This window comes from Billgrantia desiderata, from assembly GCF_900108215.1.
GTDB lineage: Bacteria > Pseudomonadota > Gammaproteobacteria > Pseudomonadales > Halomonadaceae > Halomonas > Halomonas desiderata.
Map to the genome: position 1 here is coordinate 24,843 of NZ_FNVC01000033.1, position 26,065 is coordinate 50,907.

General features: G+C 61.4%; 28 protein-coding genes and 2 pseudogenes. 22 read left to right on the plus strand and 8 right to left on the minus strand.

Translation table 11 applies throughout. From position 1 onward, the window contains the following. Positions 1-2 precede the first annotated feature (2 nt). Complete coding sequence (locus C4S71_RS20775) at positions 3-446, plus strand: phage tail protein (protein ID WP_103970425.1); 444 nt, start codon at positions 3-5, stop codon at positions 444-446. Positions 447-453: 7 nt separating this feature from the next. Further along, positions 454-1,482 (plus strand): contractile injection system protein, VgrG/Pvc8 family, encoded by a 1,029-nt coding sequence (locus C4S71_RS20780; protein WP_103970426.1) that lies wholly within the window; start codon positions 454-456, stop codon positions 1,480-1,482. 164 nt (positions 1,483-1,646) lie between these two features. On the opposite strand, the gene C4S71_RS20785 is transcribed toward C4S71_RS20780, so the two are convergent. After that, positions 1,647-1,997, minus strand: a complete 351-nt coding sequence (locus C4S71_RS20785) for a S24 family peptidase (RefSeq protein WP_103970427.1) — start codon at positions 1,995-1,997, stop codon at positions 1,647-1,649. Positions 1,998-2,128: 131 nt separating this feature from the next. Between C4S71_RS20785 and C4S71_RS20790 the strand changes: the two genes are divergently transcribed. Both C4S71_RS20790 and C4S71_RS20795 read left to right on the plus strand, forming a co-directional pair. After that, positions 2,129-2,569, plus strand: a complete 441-nt coding sequence (locus C4S71_RS20790; RefSeq protein ID WP_103970428.1) for a LexA family protein — start codon at positions 2,129-2,131, stop codon at positions 2,567-2,569. 2 nt (positions 2,570-2,571) lie between these two features. Further along, positions 2,572-3,006 (plus strand): annotated as a pseudogene (locus C4S71_RS20795) (Y-family DNA polymerase); the annotation flags it as partial. Between the two features lie 210 nt (positions 3,007-3,216). On the opposite strand, the gene C4S71_RS20800 reads toward C4S71_RS20795, so the two are convergent. Further along, the gene (locus C4S71_RS20800) at positions 3,217-3,450 is read right to left on the minus strand and encodes a S1C family serine protease (RefSeq protein ID WP_086509375.1); all 234 of its coding nucleotides are present in this window, start codon (positions 3,448-3,450) and stop codon (positions 3,217-3,219) included. A 224-nt stretch (positions 3,451-3,674) separates the two neighbouring features. Here C4S71_RS20800 and C4S71_RS20805 point away from each other — a divergent pair. The 4 genes and pseudogenes from C4S71_RS20805 to C4S71_RS20820 all read left to right on the plus strand — a co-directional run bounded on the left by C4S71_RS20805 (position 3,675) and on the right by C4S71_RS20820 (position 7,447). Then, positions 3,675-4,522 (plus strand): annotated as a pseudogene (locus C4S71_RS20805) (cation diffusion facilitator family transporter). A gap of 101 nt (positions 4,523-4,623) precedes the next feature. Then, positions 4,624-5,301, plus strand: coding sequence for a DsbA family protein (locus tag C4S71_RS20810; RefSeq protein WP_086509374.1), 678 nt, complete (start codon positions 4,624-4,626; stop codon positions 5,299-5,301). Next, a complete protein-coding gene (locus C4S71_RS22650) occupies positions 5,298-6,557 on the plus strand; it encodes a M23 family metallopeptidase (RefSeq protein ID WP_200825301.1) in 1,260 nt (419 codons plus the stop codon). The genes C4S71_RS20810 and C4S71_RS22650 overlap by 4 nt, the downstream gene beginning before the upstream one ends. 107 nt (positions 6,558-6,664) lie before the next feature. Next, on the plus strand, positions 6,665-7,447 hold the full coding sequence (locus C4S71_RS20820) for a ZIP family metal transporter (RefSeq protein ID WP_086509373.1): 783 nt from the start codon (positions 6,665-6,667) through the stop codon (positions 7,445-7,447). A gap of 21 nt (positions 7,448-7,468) precedes the next feature. On the opposite strand, the gene C4S71_RS20825 is transcribed toward C4S71_RS20820, so the two are convergent. Continuing rightward, entirely contained in the window at positions 7,469-7,927 is a 459-nt protein-coding gene (locus C4S71_RS20825) for a MerR family transcriptional regulator (protein ID WP_086509372.1), read from the minus strand. 85 nt (positions 7,928-8,012) lie between these two features. Between C4S71_RS20825 and C4S71_RS20830 the strand changes: the two genes are divergently transcribed. The 8 genes from C4S71_RS20830 (at position 8,013) to C4S71_RS20865 (ending at position 15,946) form a co-directional block, all read left to right on the plus strand. Next, positions 8,013-10,208 carry a heavy metal translocating P-type ATPase gene (locus tag C4S71_RS20830; RefSeq protein WP_086509371.1) on the plus strand — a complete coding sequence of 732 codons (2,196 nt, stop codon included), beginning with the start codon at positions 8,013-8,015 and terminating at the stop codon, positions 10,206-10,208. Beyond that, entirely contained in the window at positions 10,205-10,708 is a 504-nt protein-coding gene (gene lspA, locus C4S71_RS20835) for a signal peptidase II (RefSeq protein ID WP_086509370.1), read from the plus strand. The genes C4S71_RS20830 and lspA overlap by 4 nt, the downstream gene beginning before the upstream one ends. Positions 10,709-10,712: 4 nt before the next feature. Further along, on the plus strand, positions 10,713-12,215 hold the full coding sequence (gene lnt, locus C4S71_RS20840) for an apolipoprotein N-acyltransferase (protein WP_086509369.1): 1,503 nt from the start codon (positions 10,713-10,715) through the stop codon (positions 12,213-12,215). Between the two features lie 74 nt (positions 12,216-12,289). Continuing rightward, the gene (locus C4S71_RS20845; protein WP_235014438.1) at positions 12,290-13,306 is read left to right on the plus strand and encodes a L,D-transpeptidase family protein; all 1,017 of its coding nucleotides are present in this window, start codon (positions 12,290-12,292) and stop codon (positions 13,304-13,306) included. A 235-nt stretch (positions 13,307-13,541) separates the two neighbouring features. Next, a complete protein-coding gene (locus C4S71_RS20850) occupies positions 13,542-13,835 on the plus strand; it encodes a hypothetical protein (RefSeq protein WP_086509367.1) in 294 nt (97 codons plus the stop codon). Between the two features lie 29 nt (positions 13,836-13,864). Continuing rightward, the gene (locus C4S71_RS20855; RefSeq protein ID WP_086509366.1) at positions 13,865-14,608 is read left to right on the plus strand and encodes a cytochrome c biogenesis CcdA family protein; all 744 of its coding nucleotides are present in this window, start codon (positions 13,865-13,867) and stop codon (positions 14,606-14,608) included. Between the two features lie 23 nt (positions 14,609-14,631). Beyond that, positions 14,632-15,495 (plus strand): beta propeller repeat protein, encoded by an 864-nt coding sequence (locus C4S71_RS20860; protein WP_086509365.1) that lies wholly within the window; start codon positions 14,632-14,634, stop codon positions 15,493-15,495. Continuing rightward, positions 15,488-15,946, plus strand: coding sequence for a c-type cytochrome (locus C4S71_RS20865; protein ID WP_176342808.1), 459 nt, complete (start codon positions 15,488-15,490; stop codon positions 15,944-15,946). The genes C4S71_RS20860 and C4S71_RS20865 overlap by 8 nt, the downstream gene beginning before the upstream one ends. 70 nt (positions 15,947-16,016) lie before the next feature. Here the strand turns inward: C4S71_RS20865 and C4S71_RS20870 are convergent, their stop codons facing one another. Together C4S71_RS20870 and merR are read right to left on the minus strand one after the other, a co-directional pair. Continuing rightward, positions 16,017-17,318: an ISL3 family transposase gene (locus tag C4S71_RS20870; RefSeq protein ID WP_033988338.1), complete on the minus strand. Its 1,302-nt coding sequence runs from the start codon at positions 17,316-17,318 to the stop codon at positions 16,017-16,019. Between the two features lie 78 nt (positions 17,319-17,396). Continuing rightward, positions 17,397-17,843 (minus strand): Hg(II)-responsive transcriptional regulator, encoded by a 447-nt coding sequence (merR, locus tag C4S71_RS20875; protein ID WP_006911920.1) that lies wholly within the window; start codon positions 17,841-17,843, stop codon positions 17,397-17,399. Positions 17,844-17,916: 73 nt separating this feature from the next. On the opposite strand from merR, the gene merT reads away from it, so the two are divergent. From merT to C4S71_RS22925, 6 genes are all read left to right on the plus strand, one after another. Then, positions 17,917-18,267 carry a mercuric ion transporter MerT gene (merT, locus tag C4S71_RS20880; RefSeq protein ID WP_027965778.1) on the plus strand — a complete coding sequence of 117 codons (351 nt, stop codon included), beginning with the start codon at positions 17,917-17,919 and terminating at the stop codon, positions 18,265-18,267. A gap of 13 nt (positions 18,268-18,280) precedes the next feature. Continuing rightward, entirely contained in the window at positions 18,281-18,577 is a 297-nt protein-coding gene (gene merP, locus C4S71_RS20885) for a mercury resistance system periplasmic binding protein MerP (protein ID WP_022519794.1), read from the plus strand. 2 nt (positions 18,578-18,579) lie between these two features. Next, on the plus strand, positions 18,580-18,837 hold the full coding sequence (gene merF, locus C4S71_RS20890; protein WP_033988342.1) for a mercury resistance system transport protein MerF: 258 nt from the start codon (positions 18,580-18,582) through the stop codon (positions 18,835-18,837). Between the two features lie 73 nt (positions 18,838-18,910). Next, entirely contained in the window at positions 18,911-19,150 is a 240-nt protein-coding gene (gene merF / locus C4S71_RS20895; protein ID WP_027965777.1) for a mercury resistance system transport protein MerF, read from the plus strand. Then, positions 19,143-20,792, plus strand: a complete 1,650-nt coding sequence (gene merA / locus C4S71_RS20900) for a mercury(II) reductase (RefSeq protein WP_082051506.1) — start codon at positions 19,143-19,145, stop codon at positions 20,790-20,792. Before merF (C4S71_RS20895) ends, merA begins: the two co-directional genes overlap by 8 nt. An 81-nt stretch (positions 20,793-20,873) precedes the next feature. Beyond that, positions 20,874-21,008, plus strand: a complete 135-nt coding sequence (locus C4S71_RS22925) for a hypothetical protein (RefSeq protein ID WP_255408533.1) — start codon at positions 20,874-20,876, stop codon at positions 21,006-21,008. A gap of 111 nt (positions 21,009-21,119) precedes the next feature. Here C4S71_RS22925 and C4S71_RS22390 read toward each other — a convergent pair whose 3' ends face one another. From C4S71_RS22390 to C4S71_RS20910, 3 genes are all read right to left on the minus strand, one after another. Continuing rightward, complete coding sequence (locus tag C4S71_RS22390) at positions 21,120-21,587, minus strand: hypothetical protein (protein ID WP_140162521.1); 468 nt, start codon at positions 21,585-21,587, stop codon at positions 21,120-21,122. Beyond that, positions 21,584-24,493, minus strand: a complete 2,910-nt coding sequence (locus C4S71_RS20905) for a site-specific integrase (protein ID WP_160113392.1) — start codon at positions 24,491-24,493, stop codon at positions 21,584-21,586. Before C4S71_RS20905 ends, C4S71_RS22390 begins: the two co-directional genes overlap by 4 nt. Before the next feature lie 95 nt (positions 24,494-24,588). Next, positions 24,589-25,944: a site-specific integrase gene (locus C4S71_RS20910; RefSeq protein WP_086511096.1), complete on the minus strand. Its 1,356-nt coding sequence runs from the start codon at positions 25,942-25,944 to the stop codon at positions 24,589-24,591. Positions 25,945-26,065: the final 121 nt, after the last annotated feature.

Here is a 26,065-nt window from a genome sequence, read left to right on the forward strand (position 1 = left end):
CAATGCTGATGGCCCTTGGCATGTTCGTTTTTCAGACCCGCACCGTGCCCTATCAGGAGCTCAAGCGGATCACCCAATGGCGCCACGCCAACCAGTCCCGCGTTGGCGATCGGCCGGCGTATCAGTTCGTCGGTCCCGGTACCGACATCATCACTCTCTCCGGCACGCTACTGCCGGAATTCACCGGCGGCCGCCTCGACCTGGATGAGATCCGCGACATGGCCGACCAGGGACAGGCCTGGCCACTGGTGGAAGGCACCGGCCGGCAGTACGGCCTGTGGGTCGTGACCCAGGTCGAGGAAACCGCCAGCCACTTCTTCCGCGACGGCATGCCCCAGAAAATCGAGTTCACGCTCACGCTCGAGCACGTCGACGACACCCGCACCGATCTGCTCGGCAGCCTGACCACCTACACCGTCGCCCGCCTTGCCGGCGCCTACGTGTGAGCCCGCCATGAACGCCAATGCCACGCCCTACCGCTATCGCCGGCCCAGCTACCGCCTCACCCTGGCCGGTACCGACATCACGCCACGCCTCAACGGTCGCCTGGTCAGCCTCACCCTACGCGAACAGCGCGGCCTCGAGGCCGACCAGCTCGACATTACCCTGGCCGACCACGACGGCGCCCTGGCCTTGCCCCGCCGCGGCGCCGAACTCACTCTCGCCTTCGGCTGGCAGCACGAAGGCCTGGTCGAGAAAGGCACCTTCACCGTCGACGAGATCCAGCACACCGGCACGCCGGATCAGCTCATCATCCGGGCGCGCTCCGCCGACATGCGCGGCGAACTGCCCGGCAAACGCACCCACGGCTGGCACAACCTCGCCCTGAGTGAGATCGTCGAGACCATCGCCCGCCGACACGAGCTCGAGCCGGTCATCGGTCACACCCTGAGCGGTATTCGCGTTGGCCATATCGACCAGACCGAGGAGTCGGACCTCAATTTCCTGACCCGACTCGGCCAGCGCTATGACGCCATTGCCGCTGTGAAGGCCGGCCGCCTGCTCTTCACCCTTGCCGGCGAGGCACTCACCGCCAGCGGCCAAGCCATGCCCACCATCACCCTGACCCGGCGCGACGGCGACCAGCATCGCTACAGCATCACCGATCGCGACGCCTACAGTGGTGTGAAAGCCTACTGGAACGACACCAGCGGCGCCCGGCGGCGCATCGTTCTCGCCGGCGACGGTGAGAACGCCAAGCAGCTACGCCCCACTTACGCCAGCGAGACCGATGCCCTGGATGCAGCCCGCGCCGAGTGGCGCCGCATTCAGCGTGGCCTGGCCGAGTTCGAGCTGACACTCGCCCACGGCCGTGCCGACGTGCTGCCGGAATCTCCGCTCCAGGTCAGCGGCTTCAAGCCCGAGATCGATGCCACTCCCTGGCTCGTCACCGAGGTGGAACACACCCTCGACGACAACGGCTATGGCACCCGGGCAAGGTGCGAGGTTCTCGGCGCCGAGCGCGATCAGGAGCAGGAATAAGCGAAGCCCCGACCATCCCTGGCCGGGGCTTCGCAGGTGCGCCTCTGTTCATCCCTGGCGATCGCGGCGAATCGATCGCATCACGAGACGTCTCTGTAACCTACCAATCGCTCGGTAGCCGTGGAATGAGAGATTGACGCGACGTCTTGTAAGATATCTGCCATTCACACCGCATACCGACGCGCCTGGCTGACCACCACACCGCGCAGGTCCGATACCCGCGCGATCACCGAGTGCCGTGGCCCCGCCGTCGGCATCAGCCGGTAGGCGCCGCCTATCCGGTGGGTACGAAATAGCCGCTGCTCCCCGTCCAGTTCCGCCACCACCAGGTCGGCATGCCCCACCGGCCGGGACTCATCCACTACCAGCACATCGCCCTCGATGATCGGGCCATCCACGCCTGCCTCCGAACTCACCTCGACCAGGTAGCAGCCAGCTTTGAACTGCTTCAGGTTGAGCCCCTCCATAGCCGGATGAATGCCCGCCCGCAGCGGACCCAGATAGTTCACACGCATGCCCCTGCCTCGCCTCACATTTTTCTCATCTGACCGTCGAGCCGCTAAGTTCCATTAGCGTTTGCCTGTTGCCTGAAACCGGCGATGTCGAGAATACTGTAAAAAACTACAGCAGTACAAAGGGACTCACTATGACACTGGCAAACCTCATCGCGGCTCATCCCGAGCCGCCATCGCTTGCGCTTCCCTACCCACTGGCCCTGGGCCGAGCAGGCCTCAGCGGCTTCCCCAGCCCGGCGCAGGACTACGAAGGCCGCACGCTCGATCTCAACGAACGTCTGGTCAAACGACCCTCGGCGACGTTCTTCATGAGCGTGACCGGCGACAGCATGGAGCGCCTGGGCATCTACGAAGGCGACCTGCTGTTGGTCGATCGCTCACTCGAGCCCCGCCCCGGCCACATCCTGGTCGCAATGGTTGACGGCGAAATCACCATCAAGCGCTACGAGCTGAAGGGCAACGTGCCGTTCCTTTGCTCAGGTAACCCCCGCTACGCCCCCATCCCGCTCGTTGATATCGAGTGCCAGGTCTGGGGCGTGGTGCGCTCGGTGATTCACGAGTACCCGGTATGAGCATGATCGGTCTGGTCGACTGCAACTCGTTCTACGTCAGCTGCGAGCGCGTATTTCAACCGCGGCTGCGAGGCCTCCCGGTGGGTGTGATGTCGAACAACGACGGCTGCGTGATAGCGCTCTCCAACGAGCTAAAGGCACTTGGCATAAACATGGGCACGCCGGCGTTCGAGATTCAGCACCTGGTGCGTCAGGGGCGCATTCATCTCCTTTCGAGCAACTACGAACTCTATGGCGACATGAGCCAGCGAGTGCAGTCCGTGCTCGAGGAGTTCGCCCCCGCCGTTGAGCCCTACTCCATCGACGAGATGTTCGTGAGATTCGATGGCTTCGCCCATGAGCAGCTGCTCGAGCACGCCCGGCAGCTGCATCACAAGGTGCGTCAATTCACCGGCATACCGGTCTGCGTAGGTGTTGCGCCGACGCGTACCCTAGCCTTATCCGTAGAAAAGCAAACCTGGCTGGAAGCTCGATCAAGTCTGTTTCCTGACTTGTGCAAGTAGTGATATTCAATAGAGTATCCTGTCCTGGCCGTTCACCCGGCACAGCAGGACAACTGCGTCACGTCCTTGGGGAAAGTCTGAGCGCAGAGATTGAGCCACTCCACCATGGTCAGGTAGGGAAACAGTGATCTTGCTCAGTCGCGGTCAGTCACCATTGAACTCACGGAAGACCTCCGGTATCTCCTGCCCCCCAAACTGCCGAGAGGACGTCATGGACATCTCGACTTCCCGGGAGGTCGAGATGTTGACGACGGCCGGCGCGGCCTTGTCGACCAGCTCCGTGAAGTCTGGCAGTCGTGGCTCGGCGAGGGCTGGCGTCACCATCAATAGTAAAGCTAGGCTCATCAGCCAGGCGTGCGAGTGCGGCTTGGGTATCAAAATGGGCTCCTTCCGGGGCATGGAACATGGTAACCGTGTTTGGTACGGCGCCCACTACGCAAAGTTCCATACGCCTAGCCCCGGCTCGGTCTTCATTAGAATTCGGGCTTGAATCTTGAGTTGCTATAGGTTTTATACTGCTGGGTCATCAGGTGACACTAGGATGACGCATGGGACATCATCACGATCATCCCCATCTTGACCCCACCTCTGGTGACCGTCGGATGAGCATCGCCATCTGGGCCAACGGGATATTGACTGTTGCTCAGATCGTTGGGGGTATCCTGGCGGGAAGCCTCGCGCTGATCGCGGATGCGCTGCATAACTTTCCGACATGGCTGCCCTTATCATTGCATTTGCTGCCCGCAAGATCGCGAGACGGCCGCCAGACTCTCAGATGACGTTCGGCTATGGGCGAATCGAGATTGTCGCAGCGCTGATCAACTACACGACCCTCATTCTCGTTGGGTTTTATCTAATTTATGAAGGCGTGATGCGCATGATCGACCCGCCAGAGATTCAGGGCTGGATAGTCGTCATCATCGGCATTGTCGCTCTTCTTGTCGATGCGCTAACGGCCTTGCTCACCTGGTCGATGCAAAAACATAGCGTCAACATTCGGGCTCTCTTCCTGCACAACCTGTCTGATGCGTTTGCGTCCATCGCTGTGATCATTGGCGGCTCGCTGATTCTGCTATACGACATGCGCTGGGTAGACCCCGCGATTACGATCAGTATTGCACTCTATATTCTCTATCTTGCCTTTACGGAGATAGGTGGCCCCATCCGGACACTGATGCTGAGCTCGCCACCCGATGTCGATGGTCAATCAGTCATTGATGCCCTGCGTAGCGTCGAAGGGGTTGAGGATGTGCATCATGTTCACCTATGGCAAATGCAGGAGAATACCGCCGCACTTGACTGCCACGTGGTGACGACGGAAGAAGGCTGGCAGCAGCTCGAGGCGATCAAGGCGGATATCAAAGCACGCTTTGACATTGGCCACTCCAGCTTGGAATTCGAGCATATTGATCATGCGCATCAGGGAGCCAATCTTTATGGGCATGGATAACACGCCACTATTCGCCGACTTGGGCACCCATCAGCGGTTGAGATCCACTCAGCAGTCCTCTCGTCGTGCTTTTCGCTTAACCATTTGAATTGGAGAAGTAAATGTACAAAAAAGCGACTTTTATCCTGGCCGGTGCGTTGATGCTGATCGCCATCATCGTGATCGTATCGAGACCCTCGCTGTTGGGCATGGGCGCCGAGGCGGCCAACCAGGATGGAGCTCAGGTCGAAAACTCTCTGGTGCGCTCACACTCGCCTATTCTGGGGCCGGAAGAAGCACCGGTGACCATCGTGGAGTTCTTCGACCCGGCCTGTGAGGCCTGCCGTGCCTTCTACCCGCTGACCAAGCGCATCCTGGAAGAGTACCCCGACCAGGTGCGGCTGGTGGTGCGCTACACGCCCTTCCACGGAGAAGTGTCCGAAACCGCCATTCGCGTGCTGGAAGTCGCCAGGCACCAGGACGTCTTCCAGCCGGTGCTGGAGGCGTTGCTGGCCCGCCAGAGCCAGTGGGCGGCTCATGGCAGCTTCGATGAAGCTGCTATTCTGGATATCGCCAGCCAGGCCGGTCTAGATAGAGCTGCAGCAGAGGAACAACTTGATTCACCCGAGGTACAAGCGGTCTTCGACCAGGACAAGGCTGACGTCAAGGCCAATCAGATCCGCCAGACGCCGACCTTTTTCGTCAATGGCGAGCTGGTGGACCCCTTCGGCATGCAGGAGCTGGTCGACGCCGTCAATCGTGAGGTGACCGAGGCCTCTGGCGAGGACGATGCGTCATGACGCGACGCTGGATGCTGGTAGGGTTGATGGGGCTGGGCCCTCTGCTGGCCGAAGCCCATTGGCAAGACAATGCCTCGCTATCACCGAGCGAGCCGACATCGGCCAGGGCACAAGCTATCCCGCAGGAGGGATCATCACCCTCGGCTGTTCAGCCGCCCGAGCGCGTCGCCCAAGAGCTAACCGTGGCACCAGGGGATACCCTGAATGCATTGCTGCAGCAGCTTGGCGCGGATTCCGACACGCGCACCCAAGCGTCGAAATCGCTGGCGGAGAGGTTCGACCCGAGACGCTTGCGGCCTGGAGACCGTCTCACTTTCACCTCTCTGACGACCGGACAGCCGGTGTCGGTGACCATCGAGCGTGATTCGGGTATTCAATACGTCGTCACGCTTGGGGAGCGGCCGTCGACGCGGATTGTCCCGCCTCGTCTCGACACCCTGACTCTGGGCCGTGAAGTGGACGTCGAAACGTCACTCTATGCCGCCTTGGCGGCAGAGGGGATACCCACGCGTTTCGCCGTGGACCTCGAGGTGCTGTTAGGCGGACTCATGGACACAGCCCGAGATATTTCGGGCGCGGAGCGCCTGCAGTTACTGTGGGAAGAGGATCGCCGAGAGGATGGCACGCGAGTTGGGCCTCCCCGTCTGACCTATATGGGGTTGGCTGACCAGTCGGCACGACTGGAGATGGTATGGCCAGCGGACCAGAGAGCCACCGTGATGCTCTACAAGGACGGTAGCCTTGTGGAGACGAAGCGGTTCCCGGTGGTCGGCGCACGCCTGACGTCCGCCTTCGGCAATCGACGCCATCCCGTATACGGGGGGGTACGTCGTCATGACGGCGTCGACCTTGCCGCGCCTCGCGGCACCCCGGTCATGGCGACGGCGCCGGGGCGGGTCTCCTTCATCGGTCGCCGTGGAGGTTATGGTCGTGTCGTGGAGGTAGAGCACGAGATGGGCACCCTCAGCCGCTATACGCATCTCAGCCGCTTCGCCTCCGGTCTGTCGGTCGGGGACGTCATCAATGCCGGCGACACGCTGGGGGAAGTCGGGGCCTCCGGACTCACCACGGGTCCCAACCTGCACTACGAAGTGAGAGTGGGTGACCGACCTGTCGATCCTCTGGAGGAGGGGCAGCGCATCATTCTGGGGGAGTCACCGGCACCCCAGGATTATCGAAGCGTGCTCTTCGAGGCTCGTGGTCGTCTGCAAAAAGCCATCGGTACGTCCGGTCTGGTCGCCTTGGATAATCGATAGGCCGACAGGCAGGCTTGTTGTATGACACGCATCGGTGGCCATGTAATGGCTATTGTCGTGTGACACAACATTCCCTGCAGTACCAATCCTCCAGAAGGGAAGGGTCTATGGAAGGTGTCTCTCCGGTCACACTGGGGTTCCTGGGTAGTCTTGCCGCCGGTTCGATGACCGCCATCGGAGCGCTACCTGTCCTGATCAGCAAGGCGCCCGATCGTGCCGTTCGCGACCTGGCACTCGGATTCGCCGCCGGTGTCATGCTGGCGGCGTCCTTCTTTTCACTGATCATTCCCTCCCTGGAAGCCTCTGGACTGCGCTATGGCGGTAGCGTCTTGCCTGCCGCCATTGCCTGCGCGTCGATACTGATGGGGATCGGACTGGTCGCCCTGCTGAATGAGCGACTCCCCCACGAACATTTCGAACAGGGGCGTGAAGGGCCGGAGGCTGCATCGCTGCGCCGAATCTGGTTATTCATCTTCGCCATCACGATCCACAACCTGCCAGAGGGTCTGGCGGTGGGTGTGGCCTTCGGAGCAGGGGGAAGCGAAGGGGGACTTCCCCTTGCTATCGGTATCGGCCTGCAGAATGCGCCGGAAGGCCTGGCGGTGGCAGTGGCATTGCTGGGTGAGGGGTATTCACGCTGGCGATCCTGGACCATTGCCTCCCTCACCGGGCTGGTCGAGCCGTTGGGTGGCCTGCTGGGAGCGGGAGTCGTCAGCATGTCGCAAGTGCTGCTCCCCTGGGGGCTGGCCTTCGCCGCCGGCGCCATGCTCTATGTCATCAGCCATGAGATCATTCCCGAGACCCACCGAAGCGGCCACCAGAACAAGGCGACGCTGGGGCTCTCGGTGGGATTGGTACTCATGCTGTTCCTGGATGTCTCGCTGGGCTAGCATGCCGACCCGTCCAGGCGCCTACCCCAGATCGTGAGCGCCTCCGTGGGCCTGGTCGCTGATACAAAGCTGATGATCGCCCAACACTTCAATGATCCGGCAGCTTTCGACCTTCCCCCCGGCACACTGGCTCACCATCCGTCTGAGCTCGTCACGCAGAGCGGAGAGCCGCTGCAGCCGCGCCTCGATCTCCTCCAGGTGGTGCTTGGCAATGGCGTCGACCTCCTGACACGGCATGTCGGGTTGGTCTGACATGGCCAGCAGTTCACGCACCGCATCCACCGAGAAGCCGAAGTCCCGGGCATGGCGAATGAAGGTCAACCGCCTGACAGCCTCCTCGCCGTAGCGTCGCTGCCCACCCACGGTGCGCGACGCATCGCCCACCAACCCGATGCGCTCATAGTAGCGCACCGTTTCAGGCTTGCAGCCGGCGCGCCGTGCCAGCTCGCCGATGCCGATGGCAGGGCTAATCTCCGGCATCCTGATGTTCCTCCCGTATGGCTTGAATCTATAGTTGCTATAAGGTTTATACTGCAAAGGATAACGCATCGCCAGGAGTGTCACCATGAAGAATTCAGCACCCATAGCCACGGCCACAGCCTCGACGCTACGGGTGGAAGGCATGGACTGTGGTGGGTGCGAGCGCAAGGTCGAAGCTGCGCTGGGCCGCCTGGAGGGCATCGAGGAGGTGTCGGCCAGCTCGGTCACCGGATCGGTGACGATTCACCCTCAGCAGAGCACGAGGTCCTCTCATGAGGCGATCGAGCGGACCCTTAACGAGCTCGGTTACCGCCTTGCCGGCGAGGATGAGGGAGGTAAGTCGGATGCCTCCCCAGCCTCTTGGTGGCAGACCGCCAAGGGACGCCTGGTAATCGTCACCGGGGGCCTGCTGACTCTGGCCTTCGTTCTCCGCCTGACCTGGCCGGCCCTGGGCAACTGGCCCTTCGTCGCCGCCACCCTGGTGGGGCTGGTGCCCATCGCACAGAGTGCCTGGGGCGCGCTGAAGATGCGCAACCCCTTCACCATCGAGATGCTGATGAGCATCGCCGCCCTGGGCGCCCTGGCCATCGATGCCGCCGCCGAGGCGGCGGTGGTGGTCTTCCTGTTCGCCGTGGGCGAATTGCTGGAGGGGGTGGCCGCCTCAAGGGCGCGACGCAGCATTTCGGCCCTCGCGGACCTCACCCCGTCCACGGCGAGGCTGATGGAGGATGGGGAAATCCGGGAGGTCTCGGCCGCCACGCTTACGCCCGGGCAGCGAGTCCTGGTGCGACCGGGCGACCGCGTCCCCTGCGATGGGCGTATCCTGACCGGCGAGTCCGATGTGGATGAGTCACCGATCAATGGGGAGTCCGTGCCCCGCTCGCGTGCCCCGGGTGACGACATCTTCGCCGGCACGGTCAACCTCGATGCCGCCCTGGAAGTGGAGGTAACCCGCGGTGCCGAGGACAACACCATCGCCCGGGTCATCCGCCTGGTGGAGGAGGCCCAGGCCGCCAAGGCACCGGTGGCCCGCTTCATCGATCGCTTCGCTTTCTACTACATGCCGGCGGTGGTGGGGCTCGCCCTGCTGATGGCGGTGGTGCCGCCGCTGGTCTCGACCATGGCCTGGTCGGAATCGGTCTATCGCGCCCTGGCCCTGCTGTTGATCGCCTGTCCTTGTGCCCTGGTGATCTCGACCCCCGCGGCGATCGCTGCCGGCCTCTCGGCGGGCGCCCGCCGTGGGCTGCTGATCAAGGGCGGCGCGGTGCTCGAACAGCTGGGTAAGCTCCGAACGGTGGCGCTGGACAAGACCGGCACCCTCACCGCCGGTACCCCCAAGGTCACCGACGTGGAGGATTGGGCCACCGGCCAGGGCGCGCAGGAGATCCTGAGGCTGGCCGCCGCGCTGGAACGTGACTCCAGTCATCCCATCGCCACCGCCATCTTCTCGCATGCACAGCAGCTGGGCCTTTCCATCCCCCAGACGAACGGCAACCGAGCCCTTTCGGGACGTGGCGTCGCTGGTCAGGTCGAGGGGCGTGAGCTGAGCTTGGTCTCCCCCCGGCAACTGACAGAGCAGGCTGCACTCGATGACGATCTGAGCGCCCGGATCGCCGAGTTGGAACACGCCGGCAAGAGTCTCGCCCTGCTGGTCGAGAGCGAGCGTCCGCTGGGGCTGATCGCAGTACGCGATGAGCCGCGTGAGGACGCCCAGGAGGGGCTGACGGCGCTGTCACGCCTGGGCGTGCAGGCGGTGATGCTCAGCGGTGACAATGCACGTACCGCCGCTGCCATCGGTGGCTCTCTCGGCATCGAGGCGTATGGCGAGCTGATGCCCGAGGACAAGGCCCGGCGCGTGCAGGCGTGGCAGGCCGCCGGCCGGGGGCCTGTAGGGAAGGTGGGTGACGGGATCAACGATGCCCCGGCGCTGGCAGCAGCCGATGTCGGCATCGCCATGGGGGGCGGCACCGACGTGGCACTGGAAACGGCGGATGCGGCCCTGCTCAAGAACCGCGTCACCGGCATCGCCGAGCTGATTGACCTGTCTCGGGCCACGCTGCGCAACGTCAAGACCAACGTCGCCCTGGCGCTGGGTCTGAAGGCCATCTTCCTGGTGACCACGGCATTGGGCATTACCGGCATGTGGATCGCGGTGATGGCGGATACCGGCGCCACCGTGTTGGTGACCCTGAACGCCATGCGGCTGCTGGGCTATCGCTTCTCGCCCGTCACCGCCACGAGTGGCTCGGCAAGCCCGCGCTACCAGGAAGCCACGTCATGAGAACGAAACGGATAGCGATGGCGCGTCAGGGCCCGTACTGGTTGGCCCTGGCGGGCCTGGTCGGCCTGGCCGACCAAGTCATCAAGTGGCTGGTGCAGGCGCTGATGCCGTATGGCCAGACCGTCCCGCTGACCCCATTCTTCAACTGGGGTCACTGGTGGAACACGGGGGCAGCCTTCAGCTTCCTCGCCGATGCGGGTGGCTGGCAGCGCTATCTTTTCCTGGGCCTGACGGGGATGGTGGCTATCGTTCTGACCATCCTGTTGTGCCGGCCCAGGCCCCGTCTGGAGGCGCTGGGGTACAGCTTGATGCTGGGTGGCGCGTTGGGTAATGGCATCGACCGCCTGGCACGAGGGTATGTGGTGGACTACCTGGACGTTTACTGGCGTGAATGGCATTGGCCCGCCTTCAACCTGGCGGATATCGCTCTGTTCCTGGGCGTAGTGGCCTTCGCCATTACGACCTTGCGTGAGCGTCCCTCCTCCAGATTGTCTGAGTGACGGCATGGTTGCAGACAACCTGTCAGTCCCGCACAAGACGCTTGCCGGACGGGTCACGCCGGCTCTCGGCTGTTTGCTGGCCCTGGTCGCCGGAGGGCTGACCACCCTGAGCGCCGCGCCCTTCGCGCTGTGGTGGCTGGGCCCGATAGCGGTGGCCCTCGTCTATGTCGGCATCCATGCTCTGACACCCTCTCAGGCCGCCCTTCGCGGCTGGTGCTATGGGGTAGGCCTGTTCGGCTCGGGGACCTCCTGGGTCTTCGTCGCGATCCACGACTATGGCTATACCGGGGCGCCCCTAGCGCTCTTCCTCACCGGTCTGTTCGTGGCCGGCCTGGCGCTGTTCTTTGCCGTGCCCTTCTGGTTCTATCGTCGCATAACGGGCCGGCGGCTGGCCTTCCTCAGCTTCGCCGGCGTCTGGGTGCTGAGCGAATGGCTGCGCACCTGGCTGTTTACCGGGTTTCCCTGGCTGCTGCTGGGCACCTCCCAGGTAGACTCGCCATTGGCGGCCTGGGCTCCGGTCGGTGGGGTCTACCTGCTATCGCTGATCACTGCGCTGACCGGCACCCTGGGCGTGGAGTTTCTGCGCCGACGCTGGTGGGCCATAGTGCCCATCGCCGCTCTTTGGTTGACTCCCCTGGCCCTGCCGGCCCAGTGGACCTCCCCGGCCGGCGAGCCGCTGCGGGTCGCCTTGCTGCAGGGCAACCTGGATCAGGCGATCAAATGGACGCCCGAGGGCCAGCGCGAGGCGGCCAGTATCTACACGGTGTTGACCCTTGCCCAGTCCGGCGACCTCGACCTGGTTGTCTGGCCCGAGGCGGCCCTGCCGATGTTCGAGCAAGAGGCGCGACCGATCCTCGAGCGGGTGCAGTCCAATCTCGCGCCCGACACCGCCCTGCTCACCGGCATTCTGCAGCGCGACGGAGGCGACTACTACAACAGCGTGATCGGCCTGGGGAACGCCGAGGGCCAGTATCGTAAGGCGCGCCTGGTGCCCTTCGGCGAATACTTGCCGCTTGATCGTCTGCTCGCCGGTACCATTGCCTTCTTCGACCTGCCCATGCCAACCATGACGCCCGGGCCCGAGGCTCAGGGGCCGATCCACGCCGCCGGGACCACCATCGGCAACGCCATCTGCTACGAGATCATCTATGCCGACCGGGTCGCCGAGCAGGCGCGCGATGCTGAGCTACTGCTGACGGTCTCCAACGACACCTGGTTCGGCCGTTCCATCGGCCCCCTGCAGCATCTGCAGATGGCCCGCCTTCGCGCCCTGGAGAACGGCCGGTACCTGATCCGCGCCACCAGCAACGGCGTGACCGCCATCGTCGATCCTCAGGGCCGCGTCACGGCCCGCGCACCACAGTTCCAGGCGACGAGCCTTCGCGGCGAGGTGATGCCCATGGTGGGAAACACGCCGTTCACCCGAACCGGTAGCTGGCCGACCTGGCTGTTGGCCGCCTTACTGGTGCTGCTTGGATGGCGATTCAACACACATCGGTCTGGATGATAAGGGTCCAGCCGAAAAGGGAGAGGATGATGGCGTTGTCGAAACCTCACTCAGGTACGGCGGGGGAAGCTTCGTTGTGGCAACTCCGAACACGCACACTGGTGGGAGTGCTGGCAGGCTGGCTCGCGCTCATCGGCGTTGCTCAGGCCCAGGAGGAGAACGAGTGGCCCCGCGGCCACTATCCATTGCCTGAGGAAGGCAATGTGATCGGCGACACCTACCGCATAACGGTGGAGGATCGAGAAGATACCCTGCTCGATATCGCCAGGCGACACAACCTGGGGTACAGGGAGATCGTGCGCGCCAACCCGGACGTGAGCATCTGGATTCCCGGCGAGGGTACCGAGGTGACCATACCCGGGCGCTTCATCCTGCCCGCCGGAGAGCGCACTGGCATCGTCATCAACATCGCCGAGCTGCGCCTATATTACTATCCCGAGGTGGATGACGACGAGACACCACGTGTCGAGACCTATCCTATCGGCATCGGTCGCGAGGGCTTCGATACCCCCCTCGGGGTGACCAAGACCACCATGAATATCAAGAACCCCGCCTGGTATCCCCCCGAGTCGGTGCAGCGTGAAGCCAGGGCACGCGGTGAAGAGGCACCCAGTGTAGTGCCCCCAGGCCCGGACAATCCGCTGGGAGACCATGCCATTATCCTTGGATTCGATGGCTACTTGATCCATGGCACCAACCAGCCGGATGGTATCGGCATGCGTGCCAGCCGTGGCTGTATTCGCATGTTCCCTGGGGACATCGAGTCGATTTTCGACCGCGTGCCCGCCGGCACCCAGGTCCAAATCGTCAACCAGCCCATCAAGATCGGCTGGTATGAAGGGCAACCGCTGATTCAGGCATTCTCGCCTCTGGAGGGAGAGGGGCACAGCATGTCCACGTTGGTAGAGACCGTCACACGCCTCAACCAGCGCAAGGCCGAGGGCTGGAGCTTCGATTATGAACAGCTTCGCGGCCTGCTGAATGATCCCAGCGATCGAATAGTAGCCCTGAATCCCAGGCCGGAGCCGGATAAAACGCATGATACTGATTACAAGGGGATCTACGCAGAAATCGCGCTGCGCAGACTATGACAACGACAAGGCGAGTCTTGTCGGTCTCGTGACACTGGGTATTCGGTCGTGGCTGATCCAGGATCTATAGCGCTCTACATGACCATTGGCGTTGCGTTTATAGCCCCACCTTGCCGCATGGAACGGTAGGTTCCTAGGCTTGCTTTTGGCATACCGATTCTGGGGAGGGAAGGGCTATTGACCTCGACGTTGCTCTGGGCTACCTACTGCCTTGGGAGTTCTCGCTGGCCTGGCCATGGGCTGGGAGCAACTGGTCCTGTTGGGTATCGCCCCCCTGCTGGTGAGCCTACTGCCCTGCCTCATCATGTGTGGGCTGGGGCTGTGCATGATGAAATGCCAGGACAAGAAAGGGAAAGCGACCGACCAGGGCGAAGTCTCCAACGTACAGGCCAAGGCGGAATCCTCTGAAATACAAGCCGAGGTAGAAGCCTATCCGGCAGCGCCCAAGCAAGCGGAAGCCGCTATTCCCCACGAAGCTGACCAGCAGGTGTCATCATCAGAGCACCCCCTGTCCAAGCTTCAAGCCTAGCCGCGGGATAAGGAGGGGGATAAGGAGGGATGTGGGAAGTCGCCAACATCGGCCTGATCACGGCGTTTCTGGCAGGCCTGATCTCATTCGCGTCGCCCTGTGTCTTGCCGCTCGTACCCGGGTACCTCTCCTTCGTCGCCGGCCGCTCGCTGGGGCAGCTACAGGAAGCGGACCGGCGCGAACGGTTCCGGGTGTTGACCCAGTCGATATGGTTCGTGCTGGGGTTCTCTACGGTCTTCCTGATGCTGGGCGCCAGTGCCACGGCCATCGGTCGCTTGCTGCTGGCCTATCGCCAGGAAGCCAATCTGGTCGGCGGTATCATCGTCATCCTGTTTGGTGCCTTCATGACCGGCCTCATCCCGCTGCATGGGCTACAGCGAGAGTGGCGCTTTATCGGCCGGCTCAAGGCAGAGGGTGGCGGGCGTAGTGCGGCGTATCTGCTGGGCGTGGCGTTCGCCTTCGGCTGGACCCCCTGTATTGGCCCGATCCTGGGCGCCATCCTGACCGTCAGCGCCTCGACGGCCAATGCTTCGAGCGGCATGGCGTTACTCGGCATTTATTCGCTAGGCCTGGGGGTGCCCTTCCTGCTGAGCGCCGTTTCGCTCGATCGCTTCTTGCACCACCAGAAATTCTTGCGCCGCTGGGGCCGAGCCATGCACCTGGCGGCAGGACTGATCATGATCCTGATGGGCATCTTGATGATGACCGGAAAACTGACCGAGCTCTCGTATTGGCTATTGCGCACCTTTCCCGCCTTAGGTGCCATCGGCTAACCGTTATCCAGGGAAATAGTGATATGAAAAAAATGATGAGTCGCTTCTGGCATACCCTATCAATCACGAGCGGGGCCATCATCGGCCTTGGCATCGCCTCCGTGGCCGCAGCGGCCGAAGATGTCTTGCCGGCGCTGGAGTATGACCTGACCGGAGCTCGTCTGCTCAAGGTGAATTCCAGCCAGCTGTTTGAAAGCACGAACGGTGGCGACTCCTGGCAGGCCATCCCGTTGCCCGAGGCCGTAAGGACCGGGCAGTTGGTGGTGGCGCCGGCTGCCGCTGAGCAGACGCTTTATATCGCCGGCCCATCGATTGGAGTGCAGCGTAGCGACGACAATGGCGACAGCTGGTACCGGGTCGATGAGGGCCTGCCCAGCCGGAACGTCATCGCTTTCAGTGCCCACCGACATCAAGTCGAGACGCTCTACGCCAAGATCGCTGACGACGGCATCTACCAAAGTGACGATGCCGGCGAATCATGGCGGAAGAAGGATAGCGGCCCTGTCCAACCTGTTCGCCGGCTCGTCCACTCCGATATGGAGGGCAGCATGCAGACCGGTTGGCTCTATGCGGTGTCTGACGATGCGGTGCGCCTGTCGATGGATTGCTTTTGCGGCTGGCGACCGACCGGAGAGCTCGATGCCGATACCGTCTACGATGTGGCCTACGAGTTCGACGAGCCCGAACGTGTCTATGTGGCCACGGATCGAGGCCTGTGGGTCAGCGACAATGGTGGCAAGGCGTGGCTACGGATAGAAGGCGACGCTCCTGAACTCGTCGCGATCACTCTGGCGCCAGAAGGTACCCTCTATGGTTTGGATCGCGTGGGGGAACTCGTGCGCAGTAATGACCAAGGCCGGAACTGGAGGGCGATTCCCGATGCGTAACCGCGGGGTCCTCGTCACAACCTGGCTGCTGTTAAGTACTGCCGGGCAGGCCATGGCGGATGATGCCCCTCTTTCGCACGATGCCTCTCAGCCGATAGAGGGGGAGCAGATTTACCAGCAGCATTGTGCCAGCTGCCACGGCATCGATGGCGAGGGGATGCCGAACTGGCAGCGACCCAATGCGATGGGTGAGTTGCCGGCCCCACCACATGGGCCAGAAGGGCATACCTGGAAGCACTCCGATGCCATGCTGTATCGGATGGTCTCCGAAGGGTGGCGCGACCCCTGGAACGAGACCGAACGACTGACCATGCCGGCCTTCGAGGACGTGCTCACCCCTGCCGAGATCCGCTCCGTAATTAATTACCTCAAGACGCTATGGACGCCAGAGCAACAACGTCATCAGGCGGAAGAAAGCGAGGGAGCCTCATTTCCGATGCAAAGTGAGTAGCTGTGGGGTCTAAGTATTGAAGGGTATCCGGATTAAGTGGTAGATGGAGCCCCCTTGCTCCTTCGAACCCTTAACTCTCCCAGAAGGTTGATAGATCGACGCCGTAGTTTTTCTCAGGCTCGGGAAGACCCATGCTGTAGGTCATGGTGGCCTTGCCCAGGAAGGGGGATTCCTTGATCTGCGGCACCTTCTTCTTGTGCTTGGTGGTGTAGAGCATCCGGGCCCGCATCACCTCGAATGAGTAGCCCCGGCCATCGCGGTTCTTGTCCTTGGCCAGCCGATTGATCGACTCCGTGAAGGCGTTGGTGATTGGGGTGTCGGTTTCGAAGTAGGCCAGCACCTCCTCGCGCCATCCGCTGACGGCGCTGACGAGATCCTTCCACACCTCTTTCTGCCCCTGTGGAATGTCGTCAATCCAGCGGGCCAGCGCCTTTTCGGCATCACGCCGGGTGGTGCTGTCCCAGATGTGGTAGAACCGCTCCTTGTGCTCGTAGGCCGCCAGGAGCTGAGGGAAGGCCCCTGTCCATGTCTCCATGATAAGCCGCTCGCGATCTGAAACGTCGTGGGCACGCTTCAGCAGGATCTTCCTATCGCCCTTGAGGGTCCGCCGCTGGTTTGGCTTCAGATCCTTCCTGAGTCCCTTACGCACCTTCTCCAGGGCTTCGTTGGCCATCCGCACCACATGGAACTTATCGACCACAATGCGAGCCTGCGGCAGTACCGCCTGGACAGCACGGCGGTAGGGTTTCCACATATCCATGCTGACGATCTCGACCTGGTGGCGCTCGGTCATGCTCATGAGGCGCCTCGTCACCGCGTCCTGCTGGCGACCGGGCAGCAGGTCCAGTAGGGTACGCTCCTCCAGGTTGGTCAGGATGCAGCGGTAGCGGCGGTTCAGGTACAGCTCGTCGATCCCCAGGCAGCGGGGTGTCTCGAAACGATGCCAGGCTGCCAGGAACTCAGCCTTCTTCTTGAATATCTCGCGGACAGTCTTCTCGTCGAGGCCCGTGGTATCAGCCACGTAGGCGTAGGGGTGATTGAAGGCTTCCTTCTCGACGTGGTTGTAAAGCCTCCGCGTCATGCGGTGATCGTCTACCATTTCCGGAAGAGCTGGCCGGAACGTCCTTCCACACGCCCGGCAGGTGTAGCGGCGACGGACCACCCAGAGGGTGACCCGCTTTCCGTGGATGGGTAGGTCGCGATAGGCCACATCGCGCTTGCCGAACCTGACAAACTCACTCTCAACGCCGCATTCCTCGCAAGCTAGAGGCTCAGGAGCTTCGACCTGGTAGTGGAGATCATGCTCTTCCATCTTGGTGCCTAGGACGTGGTACTCGGGAAGGTGAAGGATGTTGTCAGGCAAGCTAGTCATGCAAACTTTCCTTGTCGACATGGTCCATAGATGATCGCGACTCTTTGACCGCGTTGTTTTCAACGAACTGAAGGTGAGTTACTCCCTTGGGTCTTCTGCTTCTCTGAGCCCTTCATGCAATGACGCAATTAGCGGGCAAGTGATATTGCCTTGTTGTGCATGGCATCTGTCGACCATTTCGCTCAGCACCTTCTCAATTCTTTCAAGCCTGTCGATCTTCTCGCGAACGTCCCCTAACTTGTGCTCTGCGAGAGCACTGGCTTCTTGACAGTGGGCGCCATCTTCCAGCCGAAGTAGGTCACTGATCTCATCCAGACTAAAGCCCAGCTGCTGCGCCGTTTTCACGAACGTCAACCTGTCGATATCGGCGGCACTATAGCGTCGAATACCTCCGGGAGGGCGTTCGGGCTCCGATAATAGCCCTCGTCGCTGGTAATAGCGGATTGTCTCGACATTGACGCCGGCCGCCTTGGCCAGGCCGCCAATGGTCATGGTGTCCGCCACTTTATCTGCATGTCTCTTCATGATGCTTGACTCCGTACCAAGCTACGGAAGTAACCTTATCGTAGCTCCCCCCATCCCGAAAGGAGAATCGTCAATGCGGACATCTAAAACGGGGCGAGGGCCCCTGGCCGCCGGAGGAGTCGCGGCCCTCCTGGCCTCGGCGTGTTGCCTCGGCCCGCTGGTGCTGATCACGCTGGGCGTTTCCGGCGCCTGGATCAGCAATCTGGCGGCGTTGGAGCCCTATCGCCCGCTCTTTATCGGCGTCGCGCTGGTGGCGATGTTCTTCGCCTGGCGTCGCGTCTTTCGGCCAGTGGAAAAGTGCCAGCCGGGAGAGGTGTGTGCCGTGCCACGGGTCAGGACGGGCTACAAGGCGATCTTCTGGCTCGTATCGCTGCTGGTGCTAATCGCCCTGGTATTCCCCTACATCTTGCCCCTGTTCTATTAAAAGGAGATCTACCATGAAAGCTCGTTTCGCCTTCATCGCGCTACTCGCCCTGCTCAGCACGCCCGCCTTAGCGGCCCTGCAGACCGTGACGCTGTCGGTGCCGGGCATGACCTGTGCCGCCTGCCCGATCACCGTCAAGGCCGCCCTCAACAAGGTGGACGGCGTCTCGCAAGTCGACGTGAGCTACGCGGATCTCGAGGCCGTGGTCACCTTTGACGACGCCCGAACGTCGGTGGAGGCATTGACCGAGGCCACCATCAACGCTGGGTATCCATCAACCCCGACATCCTCGCAAGCGGATCGAGAGTGATCATGAAGAATCCCAAGCCCCTGCTGCGCGTGAGCGTGATCGGCACCGTCCTGGTGGCATTGTGCTGCTTTACGCCGATCCTGGTGATCCTGCTTGGCACGGTGGGCCTGGCGGGGCTGACGGGCTATCTCGACGTTGTGTTATTGCCGGCCCTGGCCTTCTTCATCGGCCTGACCATTTATGCGATTTGGCGTAAGAAGCAGTTCGACGCCTGTTGTGACAACGGCTCTATCAAATCAAGGAATACGCCCCCTGAGTGACATCAAGCAGCTGCACATCGCGGTCATCGGGTGAGTTGTTTACGAGCTTGCCCGCCACGGTGAAGGAATAAGCGTGAAAGATTCGCAGAAATTTTTAAGCGTCGTGCTTGGCACCGGGTTGATGGTGCTGTGTTGCGCCGCGCCAATCGCCCTGGTGCTATTCGGTACGGCGGGCCTGGCCGCGTTGGCAGGCTATCTCGATTACCTGCTGTTTGCCGCCCTGGCCATCGGCTTACCTCTCTACGCGCGATACCACAAGCGGAAGCAGGATGCCGGCTTTACTAATGAAGACTCGGAGAAACGTGATGATTGAACTCAACGTGAGTGGCATGACCTGTGACCGCTGTGCGGATCATGTCAGGGAAGCCCTGGAGAAGCTGCCCGGCGTGCAGTCGGTGGAGGTATCCTATCCTCAGGGGACGGCATCGGTAGCCGTTGATCCGGAGACACCGGCCTCGGCGTTGACGTTTGCCGTGACCCGACTTGGCTACCAAGCTCGACTGGCCAACAGTGGGCCCACTTCCCCGGCAGGCGCATCGGTGTCCAAGGGCCGTGATGAAGACGCCCCGCACATCGCGGTGATCGGCAGCGGCGGCGCCGCCATGGCGGCGGCCCTGAAAGCCGCCGAGCGCGGCGCCCGGATCACCCTGATCGAACGCGGCACCGTCGGCGGTACCTGTGTCAATACAGGCTGTGTGCCTTCGAAGATCATGATTCGCGCGGCCCATATTGCCCACTTGCGTACGGAAAGTCCCTTCGATGCAGGCCTGAGCGCCCAGGCGCCGGTGGTGGATCGGGCCAAGCTGCTCGAGCAGCAGCAGCGACGTGTCGAGGAACTGCGTGACGCCAAGTACGAGGGGATTCTGCGCGACCACCCGGCCATCACGGTCCTGCACGGCGAGGCCCGGTTTATCGATGCCCATAGCCTGATGGTCAAGCTGAACGAGGGCGGCGAGCAGGTCGTCCACTTCGACCGCGCCTTAATCGGTACTGGCGCCCGACCGGCAGTACCGCCGATCCCGGGTCTTGCCGACACCCCCTACCTGACCTCTACCAGTGCGCTGGCCCTGGACACCCTTCCCGAGCGGCTGATTGTGATCGGCGCCTCGGTGGTGGCCCTGGAACTGGCCCAGGCCTTCGCCCGGCTGGGCAGCCGGGTCACGGTGCTGGCCCGCAGCCGCCTGCTCTCCCAGGAAGACCCGGCGGTAGGGGATGCGGTGGAGGCGGCGTTTCGCCGCGAGAGCATCGAGGTCCTCAAGCAGACCCAGGCGAGCCGCGTGGACTACACCGACAATGAATTCATTGTCGACACCAACGCCGGCACCTTGCGGGCGGATCAACTGCTGGTGGCCACCGGACGGACACCCAATACCGAGGCCCTGAACCTGGCGAGCCTCGGCGTGGAAACCGCACGTGGGGCGATTCTGGTCGATGAGCATCTGCACACCACGGTGCCGGGGCTCTATGCCGCCGGTGACTGCACCGATCAGCCGGAGTTCGTCTATGTCGCCGCCGCCGGGGGCAGCCGGGCTGCCGTCAACATGACCGGGGGCGAAGCCACCCTGGACCTGAGCGCCATGCCGGCGGTGATCTTCACCGACCCCCAGGTGGCCACCGTCGGCCTGACGGAAGCCGAGGCCATCGAGCAAGGCTTCAGCGTCGATACCCGCGAGCTGGACCTGGAAAACGTGCCGCGTGCGCTGGTGAATTTCGACACCGGTGGTTTCATCAAGCTGGTGGCCGAACGCGACTCGGGCCGGTTGCTGGGGGTGCAGGCGGTGGCGGGGGAAGCCGGTGAGCTGATCCAGACGGCGGTGATGGCGCTACGCGCACGCATGACCGTACACGACATCGCCAATGAGCTATTTCCCTACCTGACCATGGTGGAAGGGCTCAAGCTCTGTGCCCAGACTTTCACCAAGGATGTGACGCAGTTGTCCTGCTGTGCCGGGTGAACGATATGAGCGCGACCGTGGTGCCACTGGGCGGCGGCACCACGGGTTTTGGGCATGGACACCACAGGGAGCTCTGTCACGATGAACACGATACTACCCGATTGCGGGATGATGGGGGCGATGGGCTGGATAATGCCAGTGATCGGAATTGCCCTACTATTGCTGCTGGTCCTGGGCATCGCCTGTTTGGTGAAGTATCTGCTCTCTAGCAAGTGAGCGTACTGAGCGAGCCATCAACCAGCTAATCCGTTGTGGGTTGAGTTTGTCGGCCACCTTTCTCTCTCGCATACCAACCAGATAATCCGGATACCCGTATTGAAAAGGTGATTATAGACCCAAGTTTTCCCGAAGAATCTGATCGCGCAGGACGCCATTCGATTTTTCCGATAAAGCCAGCTTCCGCTCAACAGCGAGAATGCGAGCGGCCAGCTCAGCCTTTGTCAGGCGCATCAAATAATGCATACGTCGCCGCTCCGCATCGGTGGGTCTTTCCACATCGCTGTTCAGTAGGCGTCCAATGGTACGCCGCCTTCGAACGGGTTGAGCAGCTTCCTCGTATAATTGGCAGCATTCAGGATTTCGAAGAATGGTGGATTCGGAAATCCCCATTCCCGTATCGGAGAGTTCACGCGACATTCTCGCAATCCGTCCCAGCGTCACAGGACTGCCGGTCTCCTGTAGCCGGCTGATTGCTTGACGCACGATCGCCACGCTTCGATTGCGACGTTGCTGATGACTGCGTTTCAAACCGGCCATTGCAGCCTCGGAACGTGCCTTACTGGATTGTCGCGTCATCCCTCCTTCCTCCCGATGGTCAGTATGACGGGGTCTGCTGCCGCCTGATCAGCTCGCTCAAGAAGTTCCATCTCGGCCAGCACATCATTGCAGCTCGCCATGGCTTCCTTTGCCTTGCGCTCTTCAGCGGGCAGATTCTGTGCTTCCGCCATTTCCGCCATCTGCGCACAGGCCTGCCGGTAGATGATGACTTGGTCACGCTTGCGCCAGTCGGGCGCATTCCCGGCACAGCCGATGCAGGCGAACTTGATGGGACACTGACTGGCCACTGTGCAACGTCCACCGATAACCGGGATCAGTGCACCCACCTGCTCCTGCGCGGCTTCGACCTGCCGCCGGATTTGCGCTGGGGATCGTATGTGGGTACGGGACAGGTCCACACGGCTTTCAAAGATCTTCCGTTGCAGCTCCACCAGCCTGGCCGGCGTCGGCTGGGAATAGTATTCGGTCACTCGTATATCTCGCTGCTTCATGAGGAGTGCGATCACATCCACAGGCGTGTTCAACGCCCGCATCTCCGTGGCAAAGCCGTGACGCAGCAGGTGGGAAGTGACCCGCACGGCCTCACCGTCAGGCGTTTGCAGCGAGATACCGTGCAGCATGATGGACATCGTCGCATTGATGTCCTTATGGCTGAAATGTCTTCCGGCGTGCTGCCATAAGTAGGGCGCCGGTCGAAGTTTATGCCGCAAATTCCTAGTAGCAGGGATGGTCTCCAGGCTCTGCTCCCGCTCTCGCTGGAACTTCCACCAAGCGTGTAGCGCTCTCATGCAGCGCTCGTCAATATAGTAGGGCTCTTCTGCCCGGCGTCCCTTGGGAATTGCGCGAAAGGCGATCGCTTCACGGCCCTTGGCGAGCAGCACTCGTGATAGATGCTCCTGACTCAACCTGATTTGCAGGAACTCGTTCATGCGAGCCCCGGTCTTGGTCATGATCTGAATGGCCGCATGCCCGACGAGAGCGCCAAGCTTGAGCGCATCAAGTGGAATAAAGAGCATGCCAATATCTCGCGAGATACGTTCCAACCAGTTATTGGTTGATGCTCCCCAAGTCGATTGTGGAGGGAGCTGAAATGAGCTTCTCGAGTAGCCATTTCGCGTCAGAAAATCAGGATCGACAACCTGAGAGCGCAGCACATTCGCCTGCAGCAGTTCGATGAACCAATAGGGCTCTACAGCATCAGCGTCATCACGGGCATGGCCGCCCTCATAGCTCAGGAAGTAACCTGCCTGGTCGCATACCGCCGCACGCATGCGCTGACGCTGATCCTGATGATAGTAGAAGTCTTCTGCCACGGGCTCATGCACAGAACGCAATGTCGCTGCGTCCCAGAGCCTGAAATGCTGCTGTGTCGGTCGAGTGCGGCCTGAGGCCGATACCGTCTCATCGGTGATCGAGAATGATATCGGCAGGGCCTCTCCCTTCCGTTCATGATGGGCAATGGCATCTCGGAAGGCTGTGTACAGTCGCTCGACCTGAATGCATCGACGCTCGGCTATATCACGGAGCAGATAGAAGCGATCATGTACAACGGCGGTAGCGGCCTTACGGCGCATCCTCTGCTCGGCTCTTACTTCTCTATGAATAGTGGAGCGGTGCCAGAAGTGGTCATCCTTCAGAGCAATGAGTTTCCAAGGCGCTACGGCCCGGCGCTGCTCGGGTGTCAACTTGAGTAGGTAATCCTCTTGTTTGCGCAGCAAGCGGAAATAGGTCTGCAGAAATCGGCCGCGCTTGGGCGTACCCTCTTCCGGCAATACCTCACCATCATGGTATCTTTGATAGAACGCCTCGGGGTCCAGCTCATCGATATCTGCAAGTTCCAACCGTTTTAGATAGCGCGACATGCTGGCAAAGAAGGTGATGTCGTTACGTCGGTTGCCATCGGCGAAGGTCATGACGAAGAATGCCACATCCCGTAGTTTCGGTTGCGAAATGGAGTGGATCATTCGGCGCTGGGACTCATTGAAGGGCCGCCCCATGGTCGGTGATTCCAGAAAGGTCAGCGGCAGGTGGTGGAGTGCCGGTGTTACTCTGTCAAGCACCATCTCCAGAGTGATCTCCTTCCATACCCGCAATGGCCTGGCCTGATGCCCCGTCTCTTCTTCCCAACGCCGGATTTCTTGTTTAATGTGACGATCATTGTGCTCGGAAATCCGCAGTACCTCGCTGTAGGCTACCGTATGTCCCTCGCGGTGTAGGTGCTCAATGGTCAGACGTGTGAGCCGCGTGAGCACTTCACGTGAACGCCGCGTATTGGGAAGCGAATAGCGAAAGGTATTGAAGTCCCGACGCCAGCCCTCATAGGCCTCACGACTGTCGACCGGGGTGCTCAGGAGTTCATCGGCCAATGCTGCCACGTAATGGCGCGAATACCCCGACACGGTGGCTACGCTGTACCCGAGGCACCGGCTGATATCGGCCAGCTTGAAGGGAGTGCCGAGCCGGCGACGACGGTCCAGTTCCGCCGTGATCGATTCGTTTCGCTGGTTCAGCGCATGATTTTCGCCCACGAGGACGGTGGTACCGTAGGTGTCGAGAGATTTCCAGGCAACCGTGCGCGCTACCTGATGACCGGTCTCCTGCTCCCAGAGAACCAACTCCTCATTGAGGATCCGTCTTCGCCCTCCCGTAATGGCTTCAACTGCGTTCACCGTCATCAACGTGTTCTCGCGATGCAGTTGTTCGATGACCAGCCGCACAAAGCGTCGGAACAGCACCGGACCACTTGTTGTGCGCGTAATAAAGGGGCGAAAGGTGCGGTAGTCACGTACCCAGCGTTCATGAGCCTCTCGGTTCTCGACCACCGTCTGCAGCAACTCCGCTGCCAGGTCACGAACATAACGCTGGGTAACGCCACTGATCGTCTTGCGATCGTAGCCGGTAACCGCCATCACCTCCCGATTCACGAAGGCCTCACCCCGCTCGCGTCGACGATCAAGCTCGGCACGTATCGTAAGCCGCCGATGCTCCGGATTGGCGCGGTGTTGCCGGGCCGGCGGCGTCATGGTTTCAGCATCTCATCTAACATTCGCTGGCTCTCGGTAAGTGACTCGGGGGGAGAAGCCGGCTGGGAACGGCGAGCGCGATCATGCCGGTGCTCACGTTCGATGCGAGCATGAATGCGATGAGCCAGCTCCGGCAGATTATGTCGGCAGATAGCTTGGTCATAGATTGGCAGCATGTCGCTTTTCCAGGCCATGAGTTCACGTAGGGCACCACGCAGGCTCAGCAGTTCCTCAGCGGATCGGGCACGCTGGTGGATGTCGTTGAGCGCCTGTGTCACGAACCAGTGGCGGACCTGATGGCAACGCACTTGTAGGCCGGCGGCGTTGAGAGCCGGTGCCCAATAGTCGCGGCGGAAGTGGTCCGGGTTCATTGATGTGCCACGTCGAGTCAGGAACAGCGGAAGGTGATGAAGAGCTTCCACAGGCAGTGTAGTGAGTTCCGCCAGCCCATACCCTCGGGGATCTAGCCGAGCACGCTGCTCGTCCACATAGTGTCGCAGGACCTTGGCCGTGCGGTCGGTAATGAACAGCCTTTTCACTCGGCGTCCATGACTTCCCTTGCTGATCGACAACATCTCTCGCATAAAACCACTCTGCACCCAGTCCGCCACGCTGAGTTGACAAGCCTCGTGCACACGGCAGCCGGTATCAAAAAGGATACGTACCAGGCCGGTTTCGCGTAGTGTCCACCCCCACTGCTCACCAGCTGACATGACCCTGTTCATCAGGGCCGGTTCATCCAGGATCTCGGGTAACCATTGATTCCCCTTCAGCCGGAAGTAACTGGCGGAAAGGCGCATCTCTCGAACGCCGTCTACGCCACTGTCAGCCGGCATGGGCATTCGACCATGGGCATCGACAAACACCTGGAGTTGCCGGCGGCGCTCCTCCTCGATGTATCGGCGGGCACCGTCGGCATCCATCGGATTGCCATGGTGATAGCGACCGTGCTCATGCAGTACCGTGTAGAACGATCTCAGCGCCGCCAGGAGCCGTTCCAGGCGCCGGCCAGTCTGCCAAGTCGGTTCGATCCGACGGGTTTCGAATCCGCAGCGATCTCGACCCAACGCCACGATGCACTTCATTTCCGAAGCGAGGAAGAAAGCCAACAGTGCCCGCACCTGAGTAGGTGGACCAAGCAACTGCCAACCCTGTCGAAGCACGACGGGATGATCTGCCGCCCAGGAAGCAAAGGAGACCACTTCCCTCGTGTAGGCTCTTGCCGTCAGCGATGCATGATGACGCACGGACAGGCAGGCATAGAGGGTCAGCTCCGGGTGCGGTAACCCATCGCGATCCACCACATGAAAGGGATAGCAACCTTCGGCATGCAGGACTCGATAAACCGGCATAAACGGTTACCTCCCCAGAGCCAAGAATACTGTTGCTACCTGCACATGTCCGATGACTGTACTACAGTAGCTTTGATGAGAAAGAGTCCACTCTGGAGTATAGAGCCAAGCTGGCGAACCG

What these genes read in the sequence shown, in the direction of transcription:
- C4S71_RS20830 (WP_086509371.1), top strand. Translation starts at nt 8,013, where the DNA reads ATGAAGAATTCAGCACCCATAGCCACGGCCACAGCCTCGACGCTACGG.
- merR (WP_006911920.1), bottom strand. Translation starts at nt 17,843, where the DNA reads ATGAAGAGACATGCAGATAAAGTGGCGGACACCATGACCATTGGCGGC.
- merP (WP_022519794.1), top strand. Translation starts at nt 18,281, where the DNA reads ATGAAAGCTCGTTTCGCCTTCATCGCGCTACTCGCCCTGCTCAGCACG.
- lspA (WP_086509370.1), top strand. Translation starts at nt 10,205, where the DNA reads ATGAGAACGAAACGGATAGCGATGGCGCGTCAGGGCCCGTACTGGTTG.
- lnt (WP_086509369.1), top strand. Translation starts at nt 10,713, where the DNA reads ATGGTTGCAGACAACCTGTCAGTCCCGCACAAGACGCTTGCCGGACGG.
- C4S71_RS20860 (WP_086509365.1), top strand. Translation starts at nt 14,632, where the DNA reads ATGAAAAAAATGATGAGTCGCTTCTGGCATACCCTATCAATCACGAGC.
- C4S71_RS22925 (WP_255408533.1), top strand. Translation starts at nt 20,874, where the DNA reads ATGAACACGATACTACCCGATTGCGGGATGATGGGGGCGATGGGCTGG.
- C4S71_RS20775 (WP_103970425.1), top strand. Translation starts at nt 3, where the DNA reads ATGCTGATGGCCCTTGGCATGTTCGTTTTTCAGACCCGCACCGTGCCC.
- C4S71_RS20790 (WP_103970428.1), top strand. Translation starts at nt 2,129, where the DNA reads ATGACACTGGCAAACCTCATCGCGGCTCATCCCGAGCCGCCATCGCTT.
- C4S71_RS20780 (WP_103970426.1), top strand. Translation starts at nt 454, where the DNA reads ATGAACGCCAATGCCACGCCCTACCGCTATCGCCGGCCCAGCTACCGC.
- C4S71_RS20910 (WP_086511096.1), bottom strand. Translation starts at nt 25,944, where the DNA reads ATGCCGGTTTATCGAGTCCTGCATGCCGAAGGTTGCTATCCCTTTCAT.
- merF (WP_033988342.1), top strand. Translation starts at nt 18,580, where the DNA reads ATGAAGAATCCCAAGCCCCTGCTGCGCGTGAGCGTGATCGGCACCGTC.
- C4S71_RS20825 (WP_086509372.1), bottom strand. Translation starts at nt 7,927, where the DNA reads ATGCCGGAGATTAGCCCTGCCATCGGCATCGGCGAGCTGGCACGGCGC.
- C4S71_RS20785 (WP_103970427.1), bottom strand. Translation starts at nt 1,997, where the DNA reads ATGCGTGTGAACTATCTGGGTCCGCTGCGGGCGGGCATTCATCCGGCT.
- C4S71_RS20855 (WP_086509366.1), top strand. Translation starts at nt 13,865, where the DNA reads ATGTGGGAAGTCGCCAACATCGGCCTGATCACGGCGTTTCTGGCAGGC.
- merT (WP_027965778.1), top strand. Translation starts at nt 17,917, where the DNA reads ATGCGGACATCTAAAACGGGGCGAGGGCCCCTGGCCGCCGGAGGAGTC.
- merA (WP_082051506.1), top strand. Translation starts at nt 19,143, where the DNA reads ATGATTGAACTCAACGTGAGTGGCATGACCTGTGACCGCTGTGCGGAT.
- C4S71_RS20850 (WP_086509367.1), top strand. Translation starts at nt 13,542, where the DNA reads ATGGGCTGGGAGCAACTGGTCCTGTTGGGTATCGCCCCCCTGCTGGTG.
- C4S71_RS22390 (WP_140162521.1), bottom strand. Translation starts at nt 21,587, where the DNA reads ATGACGCGACAATCCAGTAAGGCACGTTCCGAGGCTGCAATGGCCGGT.
- C4S71_RS20820 (WP_086509373.1), top strand. Translation starts at nt 6,665, where the DNA reads ATGGAAGGTGTCTCTCCGGTCACACTGGGGTTCCTGGGTAGTCTTGCC.
- C4S71_RS22650 (WP_200825301.1), top strand. Translation starts at nt 5,298, where the DNA reads ATGACGCGACGCTGGATGCTGGTAGGGTTGATGGGGCTGGGCCCTCTG.
- C4S71_RS20865 (WP_176342808.1), top strand. Translation starts at nt 15,488, where the DNA reads ATGCGTAACCGCGGGGTCCTCGTCACAACCTGGCTGCTGTTAAGTACT.
- C4S71_RS20870 (WP_033988338.1), bottom strand. Translation starts at nt 17,318, where the DNA reads ATGACTAGCTTGCCTGACAACATCCTTCACCTTCCCGAGTACCACGTC.
- C4S71_RS20810 (WP_086509374.1), top strand. Translation starts at nt 4,624, where the DNA reads ATGTACAAAAAAGCGACTTTTATCCTGGCCGGTGCGTTGATGCTGATC.